Origin of the sequence: Streptomyces sp. SID12501, assembly GCF_010550245.1 — a bacterium.
Taxonomy (GTDB): Bacteria; Actinomycetota; Actinomycetes; order Streptomycetales; family Streptomycetaceae; genus Streptomyces.
Window position 1 is genome coordinate 36344 of sequence record NZ_JAAGLU010000039.1, and the last position, 14949, is coordinate 51292.

Genomic DNA, 14949 nt, shown 5'->3' on the forward strand with positions numbered 1-14949 from the left:
ACACCGAGACAGGTATGCCCGCCATGAATTTCGCTTCTCTGCCCGATCGCCGAGCCGAGGTCGACCCCCAGGGGGCCGCGGTCTCGGACGGGCGGCAGTCCTTCACCAACGCCCAACTGCTGAGCGGCGTCCTCCGGACGGCGCGCCAGCTCCACGATCTCGGAATCGGTCCCGGTGACGTCGTCGCCCTCAAGCTGACGAACCGCGTCGAGTTCGTCCTTCTGCTGTTCGCCGCCTGGCGGCTCGGCGCCACCATCACGCCGGTCAACCCGAGCATGACCGATGTCGAAGTGGTCCGGCAGCTCAAGGACTCCGGTGCGCGCCTGCTCGTGGTCGAGGACAATTCGGAAACCACGGCAGGCCTGACCACACTCACCGTCGGTGAACTGCGCGAACATCAGGCGCCGGAGTGGGATCAGGCGCCGCGTCCGGACTCGTCCGCGCTGGCTCTCCTCATCTACACCAGCGGCACGACCGGGGTGCCCAAGGGCGTGATGCTCGACCACGCCAACATCGACGCCATGGTGGAGATGGGACGCCAGGCTCTCGAGCTGGGGCCGAGCGACCGCTGCCTGCTGATCCTGCCGCTCTTCCACGTGAACGGCATCGTGGTGAGCATCCTGACGCCGCTTCTTGCCGGCGCCAGTGTCGTCATCGCGGGCCGCCGGTTCGACCCCTACCGCTTCTTCGACCTCGTCGAACAGGAGCGCCCCACCTTCTTCAGCGCCGTCCCGACGATCTACAGCATGCTCGCAGCACTCCCTGACGACGTTCGGCCCGACACATCGTCGGTGAGGTTCGCGGTCTGCGGCGCCGCACCTGCCTCCGCCGAGTTGCTGACCCGGTTCGAGGCCCGGTACGGCTTTCCCCTCGTCGAGGGGTACGGGCTCTCCGAAGGAACCTGCGGCTCCACCATCAACCCCGTCGCGGGACCCCGTCGCGCGGGAACCGTGGGGCTTCCCTTCCCCGGCCAGGAGATCCGGATCCTCGACGCCGACGGTAACGAGGCGGCGCCGGGCACGGACGGCGAGGTCGTCCTGAGGGGCCCCAACATCATGCGCGGCTATCTCGGCCGTCCGGACGACACGGCCCGGGTCGTCGTCGACGGCTGGTTGCACACGGGCGACGTGGGCCACCTCAACGCCGAGGGCTATCTGACCCTGGTCGGACGCTCGAAAGACATGATCATCCGTGGTGGGGAGAACATCTACCCCAAGGAGATCGAGGACGTGCTCGCGAGCGACCCGTCGGTCCTCGAGGCCGCAGTGATCGGCGTACCCGACGAGAAGTGGGGCGAGGTGGTGGTCGCCTACGTTCAGCCCCGGCCTGGTTCGACCGTCGACCCCGCGGCGCTCGAAGCGCTTTGCGCGCGCAGCCTGACCGGCTTCAAGCGCCCGGCCTCATACGTCGTGGTGGAAGCCATCCCGAAGAACGCGGTCGGCAAGATCGACAAAGGCTCCTTGCGGGCAGGCCACACCGCCGTCCCTGCAGGGTCCTGATCAGCACAGTTGAGGTTATGGGCCGCACCTGTCCGACCGCATCGGCGGCGCTCCCGTTATCACAGTCGGCATGGCCCTGAACACGGTGGGCCTGGAGCTCTGGGCGCCGGCCGTCGAGCCGCAGGTGTCGTACACCTCGCTTCTGCCGGCGCTGATCGTCTGCGGAATCGGCATGGGTATGTTCGTCGCTCCCAGCGCGAACCTCGTCATGAGCACGGTCCGCCCGGAGGAGCAGGGCATAGCCTCCGGTGCCAACAACGCGATCCGCGAGGCGAGGCGGTGGCACAGGCGTCGCATCGCCGGCGGCGGTGTTCTCCGCGCAGGGCGGCTATGAATCGGCCTCGCTGTTCGTGGACGGGCTGGTGCTGGCGCTCTGGGTCGGTGCCGGTGCGGTCGACCTGGCCTGCGGGCGGCCCTGGCTCTCCTGATGCCCCGGCGGCACGGGGCTGACGGCCCAGCTGACGGCCTTGCCACGGAAGACGCTCCGGCCGGCGTATCGGTCGCAATCTGAGCTCCACGCCGGGTGGCCCAGCCTGTTGCAGCTGGGCCACCCCCCGGCGCTCCCGTCCTTCACGCTTCAAGCTCATTCGCCGCACGCGGGGGCATCGCACCGTGGCCGAAGCCCCTCCGACGACTTGCCCATGCGGCCGGTGCGCACCCTCCGGAGGGACGTAATGTCCGTCACCGCGACGGCGTCAGCGGTTCGTCTCTCCGGCCAGGAACGGGCGCAAGTGCGCCAACAGCGCCTCCGGCTGTTCTTCCGGGATGAAGTGACCGCATTCCGGGATCTCGGCACCCGTGAGGTCATCCGCGTAGTCGCGCCAGATCTCCAGCGTCGGCAAGCGGGCCGGCAGCCCCGCGGCACCCCACAACGCCAGCACCGGCATGGCGAGGCGGCGCCCCGCGGAGGCGTCGATGTCGTCCAGCGCAATGTCCTGCTCCATGGCCCGGTAATCGTCGAAACTCGCGCGCATGGCACCCGGACGGGAGAAGGCGCGGACGTACCCGTCGACTGCATCGGGTGTCAGTCCGTGGCGGTTGTAGGTCCACCGCTCGAAGAAGTACTCGAGATACCCCCGTATGTCATGCCCCACCAGCCGCTCGGGCAGATCGGGCTGCATCTGAAACAGCCAGTGCCAGTATCCGGAGGCAAGCGAGGCGTCCAGGCGGCGGAACATCTCCCGGGTGGGCACGATGTCGAGCACGGCCAGCCGTTCCACCTGCTCCGGGCGGTCCAGCGCCCAGCGGTGCCCCACCCGCGCGCCGCGGTCGTGCCCCACGACCGCGGCCTTCTCGAAGCCGAGCACTTCGACGAGGCCGGCGATGTCGGCGGCCATGCGCCGTTTGTCGTAGCCGGTGGTGGGTTTGTCGCTCAGTCCGTAGCCGCGCAGGTCGGGTGCCACGACGGTGTGGTCGGCAGCGAGATCCGCCAGCACTGGCCGCCAGCAGTCGGAGGTCTGCGGCCAGCCGTGGAGCAGGACGAGCAGAGGGCCGGATCCCGCGCGGAGGTAGTGCAGACGGACCCCGTCCACCTGACTCACTCCGGTCGCCACTGTCGGCTGTCCCATGGATCCGCCTCCTTCACACGCACTAACCCTCTTAGATGGTTAAGCTAACGTGCAGAATAGGGACGTGGCAACGGACGGCATATGGATCTGGGACGGCGGGCGGGTCTGCCTGGACCTCGTCAACACCCTGCGCAACCGTTGGCGGACACCGCCGGTGGAGACACTGCAGAGTTCGGGCGACCTGGTCCTCTGGCTTCAAGAAGCCGGGCTGCTCGCACCGGACCCTCCGCGCTCCGCCACCGCCGCCGCCCTGGCGTCGGGCCGCCGACTGCGCGAGGCCGTCAACCGGGCCGTGCTGGCGGGCGCCGACGGCCGTCTGCCGGCAGCCGACGACATCATGGTGCTCAACCGATCAGCAGCAGAGGCCCCGCGCCCCGCCCTGCAGATCGCCGTCACGGACGGACGCCTGGAGCCTGCCGGCACCACGAACATGGCCACCGACCCCGCGGTCGCCTTAGCGCTCGTCGCTCAGGATGCCGTCGATCTACTTCTGTCCGCCGAGATCCGGCGCGTACGCGTCTGCGGCGCGGACACCTGCGCCCTGCGCTTCTTGGACCGCTCCCCTGCCCACAACCGCCGCTGGTGCTCCATGGCGCGCTGCGGCAACCGCACCAAGGTCCGCCTCCACCAGGCCCGGGCCAGACGGAGCTAGCACACCCCGAGAGGCTGAGGCCCTCCACCCGGCACCCTCGTCGACAGCCAGCGACGTCGCGCCGGTCGCCCGACGCAACCGCGTTCAGCTCACTCGGCGGCCTTCATGCGAAAAGCGGGCCCAGGAACGCTCTCGATGTCTTCCTCCCGCACGGAGTGGCCTTGTTCGCAGCGGACGTGGACGTTGACGTGCGCGCCGCACCCACGGTGCCGCGTCAGCACGGCCGGCCCCTCCGGATCGGCGCGATACCGGTCGCCCCACTGCAGGAGCCCCATCACGGCCGGCACGAGATCCATGCCCTTCGGGGTGATCACGTACTTCGGTCGGCTCCGCGCACCCGGCTCCTTGTAGGTCTCGGTGGCCAGGATCCCTTCCTCCACCAGCATCCGGAGTCGCGCCGCGAGCAGGTTGCGAGGACAGCCCAGGACGCGTTCGAAGTCGCCGAAGCGGGACGAGCCGTACCAGACCTCGCGGAGGATCAGGATCGTCCACTTCTCCCCCACGACCTCAAGGGTCCGCGCGATCGAGCAGTTCGACGTGTCCCGGTCGAGACGGTGGTCCATGCCGGAGTCCTGAAGAGCTTCGGTCCATACATCCATGGGGTGATACTAACCTCGTCTAAGTTTACTTTCCTATACCCAGCGAGTAGCGTCGCAACTGGCACATCAACCCGGCCGCGCACGCGAAGCGGGGCCTCGCAGAAAGCCGGCCGATATGAAGGCATTCGTCGTCGCGAAGTACGGCAAGGACGGCGCCCGCGCCTCACAGGTACCCGAGCCCACCGTCGGGGACCGCGACGTCCTGGTCAGAGTGAGCGCCGCCAGCATCAACCCGCTGGACAAGATGGTCCGCAACGGAGAGTTCAAGCAACTCCTCAAGTACAAGCCCCCGTTCGTGCTCGGCCACGACGTGGCCGGCGTCGTGACCCGGGTCGGTTCCGCCGTGCGCGGCTTCAAGGTCGGCGACGAGGTCTACGCCCGTCCGCGCGACCTGCGGATCGGCGGCTTCGCGGAGTTCATCGCGATCGACCAGGACGACGTCTCGCCCAAGCCGGCCTCACTCACCTTCGAAGAGGCGGCCGCGGTGCCGCTGGTGGCCCTGGCCGCCTGGCAGATCCTCGTCGACCGGGCCCACGTAAAGCCGGGGCAGAAGGTGCTCATCCACGCCGGTGCCGGTGGCCTCGGCTCCACGGTCATCCAGCTCGCCAAGCACCTCGGGGCCACCGTCGCCACGACCACGAGCACCGACACGGAGAAGCTGGTCAGGAGCCTCGGCGCCGACATCGTCGTCGACTACACCAAGGAGGACTTCTCGAAGGAGCTGTCCGGCTACGACCTGGTGCTGGACTCCCTGGGCGGGGCGAACCTCGAGAAGTCCCTGACGGTGCTGAAGCCCGGCGGTCTGGCCATCGGTGTCGTCGGCCCGCCGGACGCCGGGTTCGCCAAGCAGCTCGGCGCCCCCTCGTTCATGGGCCTGGTGATGAACACGCTCAGCCGCAAGGTCCGCAAGCAGGCCAAGGCGCTGGGCGTGCGCTACCAGTTCTTCTTCATGCAGGCCGACGGCTCCCAGCTGCGCAAGCTCAGCGCCCTCTACGACAGCGGGAAGCTCCGCCCGGTCGTCGACAGGACCTTCCCGTTCGACCAGACGCTCGAGGCGATGGCGTACGTCGAGCAGGGCCGCACCAAGGCCGGCAAGGTCGTGGTCTCGATGGTGCCCGACGGCGACTGAGATCAGGCCGGGCCGCTACGCCGCCCCAGCTGTGGTCGATACCTCGCACCCGTTGCGCGTCAGGCTGGGTCACGACTCCGAACCACCGCGCCTGTGCGAGCCCGCCGAGGCGGAGAGACGGAGATTTCACCGCGCCAGGCGAAACCCCTTACGGCTCGCGGTCATCGACGCTCATGACGGACAGGTTCTGACAGGCTTGCATCGACCACGCACCGGCGCCGTGGACGGCTCCGCGTCCCTCCCGACCCCGCGGAATTACTCAGGACTGCAGCGTCCCTCCGCCGTGCGACGCACGTTGCCAGTGGGGACTGCGGTCCTTGTCGACCAGGGCCGCACGGACGCCCTCCAGGAAGTCCGGCGTGCGGATGGTCGTGCGGGTGAGAGCAAGTTCGATGGCGAGGCATTCGCGCAACGTGGACTGCCTGCCCCGCCCGAGCAAGGCGTGAGTGATCTCCAGGCTCTGCGGCGAGGCCGCCTCCAGGGCGGCCAGCGCTGCTGCGGCCCAGGGGGTGTCGAGGTGGTGCAGGCGTTTCTCGATCTCGCCGAGGGTCGGCGCACCGAACGCCCAGTCCACGTCACCGCGTACGTCCGCCAGCCTGCTCTCCGCCACCGGGGAACGGCCGGCAAGACGGTTCAGGACGACGTCCACCGGGTCACCGGGGCTGTCGGCCAAAGCGTCCGCGACCCCGGCGAGCCGGTCGCTGGGGACGAAGTGTGTGGCCAGCCCCGTGTACAGGGCGTCGGCCACGTCGAGCCGGTGCCCGGTCAGCCCCAGGTACATGCCGATCGCGCCGGGCAGCCTCGGCAGGAAGTAGCTGGCCCCGACGTCCGGGAAGAACCCGATCCCGGTCTCGGGCATCGCCAGCACCGCGCTCTCGGTGACGACGCGGAAGCCGCCGTGGACGGACAGCCCCAGACCGCCACCCATACAGAGGCCGTCGACGAGCGACACGATCGGGACGGGATACTCGGCGATCCGGGCGTTGAGCCGGTACTCGGAGGCGAAGAACCCTTCACTGCCCTCGGCATCCCCGGCGAGGCTGTGCTCTTGGATCGTGCGGATGTCTCCGCCGGCGCAGAACGCCTTCGTGCTGGTGCTGGCGATCAGCACAGCGGACAGGCGGGTGTGCTCCCATGCGGCGAATGCGCCGTCGATGGCGCCGACCATGCTCGTCGTCAGGGCGTTGAGCGCCTTGGGCCGGTTCAGCAGGATCCGGCCCACGCCTCGGTGCACGTCGATGAGAACCTCGACCTCAGCGGTATCAGTCATGGCTCGTCATCTCGCACTCCGCATGGACCTGGCTGTCGTGGCCATCACGGTTCCTCACTCGTCGGATGTCAGGCGTAGATCTGCGCGTAGAGATCCTGGATCTCGTCCACGGTGGGTACGACGGGGTTGTTGGCGGGGGACCCGGACGCGAGCGCCTGCTCGGCCATGAGGGGCGACAGGCGGAACCACTCGTCCTTGTCGATGCCGTGGGCTTGGGGGGTGGGCACCTCAAGATCCTGGCACAGGGCTCGGAGCGCCTCCACGAGCTTATCGGCGGCCAAGGTGTCGCTGTCGCCGTCGGTGGCGGCTCCGAGGGCGCGGGCGCAGTCGGCGTACCGGCTCTCGGCGGCAGGCACGGAGAACGCGGTCACCGCGGGGAAGAGCATCGCGTTCGACAGACCGTGGGCGACGTGGAAGTGGGCGCCGATCGGGCGGCTCATGCCGTGCACGAGCGCCACGCTGGAGTTGGAGAAGGCGATGCCGGCCTGGGTCGCGGCGAGCATCATCGCCTCGCGAGCCCCGGTGTCCGCCCCGTCGGCGTAGACGCGGCGGAGGTGGCGGCCGATGGTCCGGATCGCGTTCAGGGCGAGGCCGTCGGCGAACGGATTGGCCTTGCGGCTCACGTACGCCTCGACGGCATGGGTAAGCGCATCGACACCGGTGTCGGCGGTCAACCGAGCGGGCATCGACAGGGTCAGTTCGAAGTCGACGACGGCGGCGACCGGCAGGAACGCCGGCCCCGGGCAGAGCATCTTCTCGTCCGTCGCGCTGTCGGTGATGATGGTGAACTGGGTGGCCTCCGAGCCGCTGCCCGCGGTGGTCGGGACCGCGATCACCGGAAGCGCCGGGCCGAGGCTGGTGTGCGGGGCCTTGTAGTCCCGCATCCGGCCGCCCTGGACGCCCAGCAGGCCGAGGGCCTTGGCGGTGTCCATCGGGCTGCCACCGCCGAACCCGATCACCGAGTCCGCCCCGTGTTCCCACAGCACGGCCAGGCCCGCCTCGAGCGAGTCGGTCGTCGGATCCGGGACGGTGCCGGCGAACAGGCACGGCTGTAGCCCGGCATCCCTCAGCGTCGACATCAGGCGTTCCGCCACACCCGTCCCGGCAAGGAACGCGTCCGTCACCAGCAAGGGGCGGTGCAGGCCCAGCTCTGCGACGACGTCACCCAGCTCGCCGACGGCACCGCCGCCGACGCGCAGGATCCGCGGGAGGGAAAGGCTGGCAACCATGGCGGCCCTTTCGGCAAGAACGGGGAACGGGGGTGTCGCGCCCGCTGCCCCGACTGTGCGGCCCCGCACCGTGTGCAAACAACCACCAATGGCGCACACCGACTGTGCAGAAACGCAGATACGGTGGGACTGTGCATCCCCGCTCCCCGGACGAGAGCCCCGCTCCACGGCCGGCCGGCTCGCCCCGCTCCATCGATCCGCGCAGACTCCGCGCGGATGACCTGCGCTACCTGCTCGCGGTCTCCCGTACCGGACGCCTGGTGACGGCCGCCGACGCGCTCGGGGTGGACCACACGACCGTGTCACGCCGTGTCGCCGCACTGGAGAAGAGCATCGGCCTGCGCCTCATCGAGCGCGGCCCGGACGGATGGTCACTGACGGAGATCGGAAGAGCCATCTCGGACAGCGCGCGCGTGATCGAGGAGGCCGTCGACCGCGTCGTCGACACCGTGGAGGGCCAGGACTCGCCGTCCCTGCACGGCACGGTGCGCGTCAGCGCGCCCGACGGCTTCGGCACCGCCTTCGCCACGCCCGCCCTGGTACGGGTGCGCCGCCACCATCCCCAGCTCCAGGTCGAACTCATCACCGCGACACGGCAGCTCGCCCTGCGCCCGTCCGGTTTCGATCTCGCCGTAGTGATCGGCGTTCCCGCCGGCAGCCGCCTGGTGACCGAGCACCTCACCGACTACACGCTGGGTCTCTACGCCTGCGACGACTACCTGGCCAAGTACGGCCGGCCGAAGTCGCTGGCCGAGCTGCGCGAGCACCCGCTCATCTTCTACATCGAGTCGATGCTGCAGGTCGGCGACCTCGACATCGAACGCCACCTTCCCGGCATGACCCCGGCGTTCTCCTCGACGAACGTCTTCGCCCAGCTCGAAGCCACCCGGCAGGGAGCCGGCATCGGCGTCCTGCCGGCCTTCCTGACTCAGCGGACGCAACTGCGCCGACTACTCCCCGACGAGATCGACATCCGGCTCCCCATCACCCTGGCCGTCCGCCGGGAAGCGGTGACACACGCCGCCGTGCGCGCCTTGTGGGCCGCGCTACGGCAAGAGGTCGCCGAACGGGCCGATGAACTGCTTCCGGAGTAAACGCCGGCGAGTTACAGCCGCCGCCTGGTCGCGGCGGTCAGGATCAGAGCCATGGCGTAGCCGAAAACCATCCTGATGATCGCCTGGGGCGGAGGCGGCCGTGCTTCAAGGCAGCAGGACGTCGACCTGCCTGCGGATGTCCTGCAGGAGCTCCTCGACGCTCAAGCCGATGTTCACGCTCACCGCCATGCTGAGGAACATCACGGCGGACACGATGTGTGCCAGCGTCGCGGCGTCACCCTCCGTGACCCGCTCGTCTCGGCGCAGCACGGCGGCGACGGCCTCCTCGGTCTGCGCGACGATGGCGAGTGCCGCGCCGTGCCGGGGCTCCTCGGGGTCGCCGAAGACCATCTCTCGCAGGTAGGTACGTCCGTTGTCGATCTGGATGCGGTTGCACTCCACGATCGGCCGGACGATCGCCATCACCGCGTCCAGCACGCCCGGGACGGTCTCGGCGTCCGCAAGGCCCTGCTCGAGTGCTTCGGCGTACTTGGCGTTCTGCACGAGCAGGAGGAGTTCGCCCTTGGTCTTGGCGTAAAGGAACAGGGTCCCGGTGCCGATGTCGGCCTTGTCGGCGATCTGCTGGGTCGTGACCTCATCGACGCCGTGTTCGGCGAACAACTCAGTCGCGGCAGCGACGATGCGGTCGAACTTCTCCTGCTTGTTCCGCTCGCGCCGTCCGACAGGCATGGTCGCGTCCTCCAGGAATAGATTTCGACTGCAATCAGTTATGATTGTACTCAATATCATGTGGGCTCGAATGTGGCTCCGTTCATTCTCCCATCGCGGGGCGACGTGTCGTTGCTCCATCCGTGCGCAGCCACGTACTTCACATCCCCCTTGGAAAGTAGGAACCCATGCCCTCTCTCGACGGCGCAGTCGTCCTCGTCACCGGTGCCAATGGCGGTATCGGCACCCACTTCGTCCACGAGGCCCTGTCTCGCGGCGCCGCCAAGGTCTACGCCACCGCCCGCACCCCCCGCGCCTGGGACGACGAACGCATCATCCCCCTGACCCTTGACGTCACCGACCCCGCGTCGATCACCGCGGCCGCCACCGCCGCTGCGGACGTCACCGTCCTCGTCAACAACGCGGGCGCCACCCCGCCGAGCGCGAGCCTGCTGGACGTCACCGAGGTGGACATCCGGGCCAACATGGAGACGAACTTCTTCGGACCGGTCCTCCTCGCCCGCGCCTTCGCACCGATCCTCACCGCCAAGCAGGGCTCGATCCTCATCAACGTGCACTCCGTCGCCAGCTGGTACGCCTTCGGCGGCGCCTACAGCGCGTCCAAGGCCGCACTCTGGTCGGCCACCAACTCGCTACGCATCGAACTCGCCCCCAAGGGCGTCCACGTCACAGGCGTGCACATGGGCTACGTCGACACCGGTATGGCCGCGCACGCCGACGGCCCCAAGATGCTGCCGACGCAGCTGGTGACGACGGTCTACGACGCGGTCGAGGCCGGCGAGTACGAGGTCCTGGCCGACGAGTTGACCCAGGGGGTCAAGGCAGCTCTGAGCGGCCCGGTCGAGGCGCTCTACCCGGACCTGCGCGGCACGAACGCCTGAGCCTGTTCCTCGGTCCCGATGCGGCCTCTTCACGTCGGGACCCCGTAATCCATGACGTTCGAACAGTTAGCCTGCCGGTGTCGAGAAGGGTTGCACCGTCACGGCCGTCGAGCGGTGGATGACATCGGCGGTCGATCCGGCAGCAGCCCGATCAGCAGCGGGGCGCCACCGTGGTGACAGACCATCGCGTTTGTCGGGCCACGGGCTCAGGTGGTGCCAGGCACCCCGCGAGTTCGGCCCGGTCGGTGTCGGTGAAGCCTTGGTCAGGCCATGCTCGGCACGCACTCGTCCGCGCATCATCCGGTGTAGTTCGTCCAGCGACCGCCGGGGCACTTCCCCCGCCACCACTCACAGCAGCGTCGGCGGGTACAGGCTGCGCCACTGGGTCGTGAGTCCTGGCCAATCGGTCCGTGGCCAGAGAGGGCGCCGACGCGTTCGATCTCACCCACGATGCTGGTGCGCCAGTCGACCACGGTGCCGAAGACCTCGGAAATCAGGTGGGCCCCGCGGCAAACGAGGACGGACGCGGCATCGGCTGCGTCCGTCCTCGATTCCTGCCGGGTGTCAGCGTTGCTGGTTGGCGAGGCCGATGTAGTGCCCGAGGCGGTATTCGAAGTCGATGCCGGCCTGTTCGACGACGGCCTGCGTGCCTGCGGCCCGGGCGAGGAAACCGGGGAGGGTGAGGGAGTGGGCGAACTCGCCGTACGCGGCGACCAGGTCCGCGTCCGGGGGCAGGGATGCCCGGTTGATCTGGGCTTTGGCCGAGGCGAGTGAGGTGCGGTCGAACGAGGCGAGCCGGGCGGCGACGGTGCCGACGAAGGCGTCGAGTTCGCTGTCGGGGAGGGCGCGGGTAACCCAGCCCCAACGCTCGGCGGTGTCGGCGTCGTAGTCGTCGCTGGTGAGGATGGCTTCCAGGGCGCGGTCGCGTCCGATGGCCCGGGGAAGGCGTTCGCTGCCGCCACCGCCGGGCAGCAGTCCGCTGCCGACCTCGGGCTGTCCGAAGATCGCCTTCTCACGGCTGGCGTAGCGCAGATCGAGGGCGAGGGCGAGCTCGTTCCCGCCGCCACGGGTGCGTCCCCGGATGGCCGCGATGGTGACGTACGGCGCTTTGGAGAGTTCCAGGACCAGATTCGTCCAGGCCGGCACCGCGTCCGGGTCCTCGGAGGCGGGGAAGTCGGCGGCGGCGGCCAGGTCGAAGTGGTTGTAGAAGAAGTCGGGGGTGGCGCTGTCGAACACCACGACCTGGATGTCCGGGTCGGTGGCCAGTTCCTGGACGATCTCGATGAGGCGCAGGACGGTCTCGCCGGCGATGAGGTTGACGGGCGGGTTGGCGAAGGTGATCTTCGCGATCTGCGGTGAGGTGCGCTCGTACTGGATGGTGCTCTGCTGCTCGCTCATGGCTGGCTCCAGATGGGTGGTGGGTAACAGATGGCGACGGGGGCGCAAGGAGGGCCAGGAAGCCGGGGCGGTGGATCTGCCGAGCAGATCCGGCGGTCCCGCATTCCGTCTGCGCGCCGCTCACTCCTCGTAGTGCGGGAGGATGACGCCGTTCTTGACGTAGGTGAGGGCGGCGGTGACGTCGTAGGCGTGGATCGCGGACACCTGCGGTGCCAGCCGGCTGGACAGGTCACCGATCGCGTTGCCGGCAAAGAAGGCGTCCCGTGCCGCGGTGTCGGTGAACCCGAGGCTGACCGAGGCGTGGAAGCGCTGGTCCTGGGGGTTGTCGTGGGCGACGTGCGGGGTGTCCCAGAGCTTTTCGATCCAGGGCAGGAACGTCTGCGTGCGCAGTTCCTTCAGTACTCCGGTGCCGGCGAGCGCGGGGGCGAGCTGTTCGTTGACGAACTTCCGGAAGGCGCCGGCGCCGACGCCGTCCCTGCGGCGAAGGTAGATGAGAGTGCGGGCGCCGACCGTCTCTCCGGGGCCTGCGACGTCGTACCACCGCGAGGAGTTCGGCGGGCCGGTGTAGAGCAGGGTGCGGCGGAACACGTTGATCTCGTCGGCGTAGGCCAGTTTTGTCTGTTTGCGCCCTTTCAGGGGTGCGAGCGCCGATTGGAAGGTGACTTCTGCGACGCCGTCGATCTTCCGGTCGGCGGGGATCGCGGTCTGGACCCCGTCGGTGGCCGGCCACCGGCCCGGGTTGTGCTCGGCAAGGTGGATCTGGCGGTACTCGTCCAGGCCCGGGGTGGCGGAGATGATCCCTGAGTGCGGGCCCTTCCAGTGGTCCATGCCCTTCTGGCGGGGCTGGTCGATGCGCACCCACAGCAGGATCGAGGAGGTGAGGGGCTTCTTCACTTCCCGGGGCGCGGCGGCCGGTGACGTGCTCATGGTGTTGCCCTTTTTCCTGGTCAGGTGGTGGTCACGGGGCGAGGAACTCGACCGCCACGGGGGCGAACTCCTGGTGGTACTGGAAGATGCCGCCGTGCCCGGAGTCGGGGTAGATGATCAGCTCGCTGCCCTTGATGCGCCGGTGCAGGTCCTCCGACAGGACCGAGGGCACCATGCGGTCGTTGTCGCCGTTGGCGATCAGGGTGGGCTGTGTGATCGTCGACAGGTTGTCGGGGGTGGAGCGTCCCCACTTCTTGATCGCCTTCAGCTGTGTCTGGAACGCCTTGGTCTTGATGTCCGCGTCGCGGTCGACGGTGCGCTCCTTGAGCCGGTTGACGAACGCGCGTGCGGCGGGCTTGCCGGTGGCGTTGCGGTTGAAGAACAGGAACTCCTTGGGGTCCGAGCGGGTCAGGGTGGCGCGCAGGATGTCGTAGTAGGTGACTCCGGCGACCTTGTCCATGTCCTTGCCGCCCTTGGGCCCGGTGCCGGTGAGGACCAGCTTGCGGACGAGCTCGGGGTGCTTGACCACCAGGGCCTGGGCGACCATGCCGCCGAGGGAGAAGGAGAAGACGTCGATCTTGTCGAACCCGAGCGCCTTGATGAAGGTGTAGGCGTCGTCGGCCATCGCCTCGACGCTGTCGGGCACCTGGCCGGTGGACGCTCCGACACCGCGGTTGTCGAAGGCGATGACGTGACGGCCCTTCGCGATGGGGTCGATGATGCGGGGGTCCCAGTTGTCCAGGGTCGCGGCGAGGTGGACGAAGAAGACGACGGGGATGCCGCCCTTCGGTCCCAGCTCGCGGTAGGCGTAGGTGACGCCGCCGGCGTTGACGGTGCGGGCCGGGGCCTTCGCGTAGGAAGTGATGACGGCGTCGTTCGGGGTGCCTGTGCTGCTCATGACGAATTCTCCTTGCGTGTTCTGTGTCGCTGTGTGTTTTGTGTCGCCCGTCGCGGTTGCGGCGGGGTGAGCTGGGTCAGCTGTTGCCGATGACGGCCTTGCCGCGGATGCCGCCCTGGGACAGGGACTGCAGCGCCTGGGGGGTCTGGTCGAAGCCGACCACCTTGCCGACGACCGGGCGCACAACGCCCTGGTCGATGAGGGTGGTGATCTGGCGGAGCTGGTCGCCGCTGGCGCGCATGAGCAGGAACTCGTACGTCACGCCGAGCTTCTTGGCCTGCCTGCGGATCTTGCCGCTCAGGCCTGTGACCGCGAGGCGTAGCAGCGGGTTCAGGCCGGCCTCGCGGGCGAACGCGGGGTCCGGGGGCCCGGCGATCCCGATGGCTTTGCCGCCGGGCTTGAGGACCCGCAGGGACTTCTCGAGGGTCTCCCCACCGATGCTGTCCAGCACCAGGTCGTAGCCGGTCAGGAGCTGTTCGAAGTCCTGGGTGCGGTAATCGATCACCGTGTCCGCGCCGAGCGCGCGCACGAAGTCCGCGTTGGAACCGCTGGCGGTGGTGGCGACGTTCGCACCGAGGTGCGCGGCGAGCTGGATCGCGATCGAACCGACCCCGCCCGCGCCGGCGTGGATGAGAACCTTCTGCCCGGGCCGCGCCTTCCCGCGCTCCACCAGCGCCTGCCACGCCGTGAGCGCCGCCAGCGGCAGTGAGCCGGCCTCTTCCATGCTGACCGAGGCAGGTTTGAGCGCCAGGTCGTCTTCTGCGACGGCGATGCGTTCGGCGAAGGTGCCGATGCGGTTCTGGTGGGGCCGGGCGTAGACCTCGTCGCCGGGCTTGAAGCCGCGAACCGCCGTCCCGACGCTGATGACGGTGCCCGCGACGTCGTTGCCCAGGATCAGCGGCAGCTTGTAGGGCAGGATCTGCTTGAACTCACCGGCGCGGATCTTCTCATCCAGCGGGTTGAGCCCGGCGGCCTGAACCCGCACCAGCACGTCGTGCTCCCCCACGGTGGGCTCGGGGACGTCCGCCTCCTGCAGCGGCTCCTTGTACTTGGTGACGACGAACGCTCTCATGGGGCGCCACTCCTAAAATTTGTCTTATTTATCCATGTTTGCG

At 68.8% G+C, this 14949-nt stretch carries 14 protein-coding genes and 1 pseudogene; 6 read left to right on the forward strand and 9 right to left on the reverse strand.

Annotated features, from left to right (window positions below):
• Positions 1-23: 23 nt before the first annotated feature.
• Both G3I71_RS36115 and G3I71_RS36120 read left to right on the forward strand, forming a co-directional pair.
• Positions 24-1499, forward strand: coding sequence for a class I adenylate-forming enzyme family protein (locus tag G3I71_RS36115; protein ID WP_164321568.1), 1476 nt, complete (start codon positions 24-26; stop codon positions 1497-1499).
• Positions 1500-1527: 28 nt separating this feature from the next.
• A pseudogene (locus G3I71_RS36120) lies at positions 1528-2010 on the forward strand (MFS transporter); the annotation flags it as partial.
• 184 nt (positions 2011-2194) lie between these two features.
• Here G3I71_RS36120 and G3I71_RS36125 read toward each other — a convergent pair.
• Positions 2195-3067 carry an alpha/beta fold hydrolase gene (locus G3I71_RS36125; RefSeq protein WP_164321570.1) on the reverse strand — a complete coding sequence of 291 codons (873 nt, stop codon included), beginning with the start codon at positions 3065-3067 and terminating at the stop codon, positions 2195-2197.
• A gap of 64 nt (positions 3068-3131) precedes the next feature.
• On the opposite strand from G3I71_RS36125, the gene G3I71_RS36130 reads away from it, so the two are divergent.
• Positions 3132-3719: an ABATE domain-containing protein gene (locus G3I71_RS36130; protein ID WP_343243168.1), complete on the forward strand. Its 588-nt coding sequence runs from the start codon at positions 3132-3134 to the stop codon at positions 3717-3719.
• An 89-nt stretch (positions 3720-3808) separates the two neighbouring features.
• Here the strand turns inward: G3I71_RS36130 and G3I71_RS36135 are convergent, their stop codons facing one another.
• Complete coding sequence (locus G3I71_RS36135; RefSeq protein ID WP_239149543.1) at positions 3809-4318, reverse strand: helix-turn-helix domain-containing protein; 510 nt, start codon at positions 4316-4318, stop codon at positions 3809-3811.
• Between the two features lie 115 nt (positions 4319-4433).
• Here G3I71_RS36135 and G3I71_RS36140 point away from each other — a divergent pair, with 115 nt between their 5' ends.
• Entirely contained in the window at positions 4434-5447 is a 1014-nt protein-coding gene (locus tag G3I71_RS36140; RefSeq protein WP_164321572.1) for an NADP-dependent oxidoreductase, read from the forward strand.
• 259 nt (positions 5448-5706) lie between these two features.
• Here G3I71_RS36140 and G3I71_RS36145 read toward each other — a convergent pair whose 3' ends face one another.
• Positions 5707-6717, reverse strand: coding sequence for an enoyl-CoA hydratase/isomerase family protein (locus tag G3I71_RS36145; protein ID WP_164321574.1), 1011 nt, complete (start codon positions 6715-6717; stop codon positions 5707-5709).
• A 68-nt stretch (positions 6718-6785) separates the two neighbouring features.
• Complete coding sequence (locus tag G3I71_RS36150) at positions 6786-7946, reverse strand: iron-containing alcohol dehydrogenase (protein ID WP_164321576.1); 1161 nt, start codon at positions 7944-7946, stop codon at positions 6786-6788.
• A 131-nt stretch (positions 7947-8077) separates the two neighbouring features.
• Here G3I71_RS36150 and G3I71_RS36155 point away from each other — a divergent pair, with 131 nt between their 5' ends.
• Entirely contained in the window at positions 8078-9040 is a 963-nt protein-coding gene (locus G3I71_RS36155) for a LysR family transcriptional regulator (RefSeq protein ID WP_203732286.1), read from the forward strand.
• Between the two features lie 105 nt (positions 9041-9145).
• Here the strand turns inward: G3I71_RS36155 and G3I71_RS36160 are convergent, their stop codons facing one another.
• Positions 9146-9730 (reverse strand): TetR/AcrR family transcriptional regulator, encoded by a 585-nt coding sequence (locus tag G3I71_RS36160; protein ID WP_164321578.1) that lies wholly within the window; start codon positions 9728-9730, stop codon positions 9146-9148.
• Positions 9731-9897: 167 nt separating this feature from the next.
• Here G3I71_RS36160 and G3I71_RS36165 point away from each other — a divergent pair, with 167 nt between their 5' ends.
• Complete coding sequence (locus G3I71_RS36165; RefSeq protein WP_164321580.1) at positions 9898-10611, forward strand: SDR family oxidoreductase; 714 nt, start codon at positions 9898-9900, stop codon at positions 10609-10611.
• A 564-nt stretch (positions 10612-11175) separates the two neighbouring features.
• Here the strand turns inward: G3I71_RS36165 and G3I71_RS36170 are convergent.
• The 4 genes from G3I71_RS36170 to G3I71_RS36185 form a co-directional block, all read right to left on the reverse strand.
• The gene (locus G3I71_RS36170; protein WP_164321582.1) at positions 11176-12009 is read right to left on the reverse strand and encodes an enoyl-CoA hydratase/isomerase family protein; all 834 of its coding nucleotides are present in this window, start codon (positions 12007-12009) and stop codon (positions 11176-11178) included.
• Between the two features lie 120 nt (positions 12010-12129).
• Positions 12130-12936: a strictosidine synthase gene (locus G3I71_RS36175; protein WP_164321584.1), complete on the reverse strand. Its 807-nt coding sequence runs from the start codon at positions 12934-12936 to the stop codon at positions 12130-12132.
• Positions 12937-12967: 31 nt separating this feature from the next.
• Positions 12968-13834, reverse strand: coding sequence for an alpha/beta fold hydrolase (locus tag G3I71_RS36180; protein WP_164321586.1), 867 nt, complete (start codon positions 13832-13834; stop codon positions 12968-12970).
• Between the two features lie 76 nt (positions 13835-13910).
• On the reverse strand, positions 13911-14906 hold the full coding sequence (locus tag G3I71_RS36185; protein ID WP_164321588.1) for an NADP-dependent oxidoreductase: 996 nt from the start codon (positions 14904-14906) through the stop codon (positions 13911-13913).
• Positions 14907-14949 lie beyond the last annotated feature (43 nt).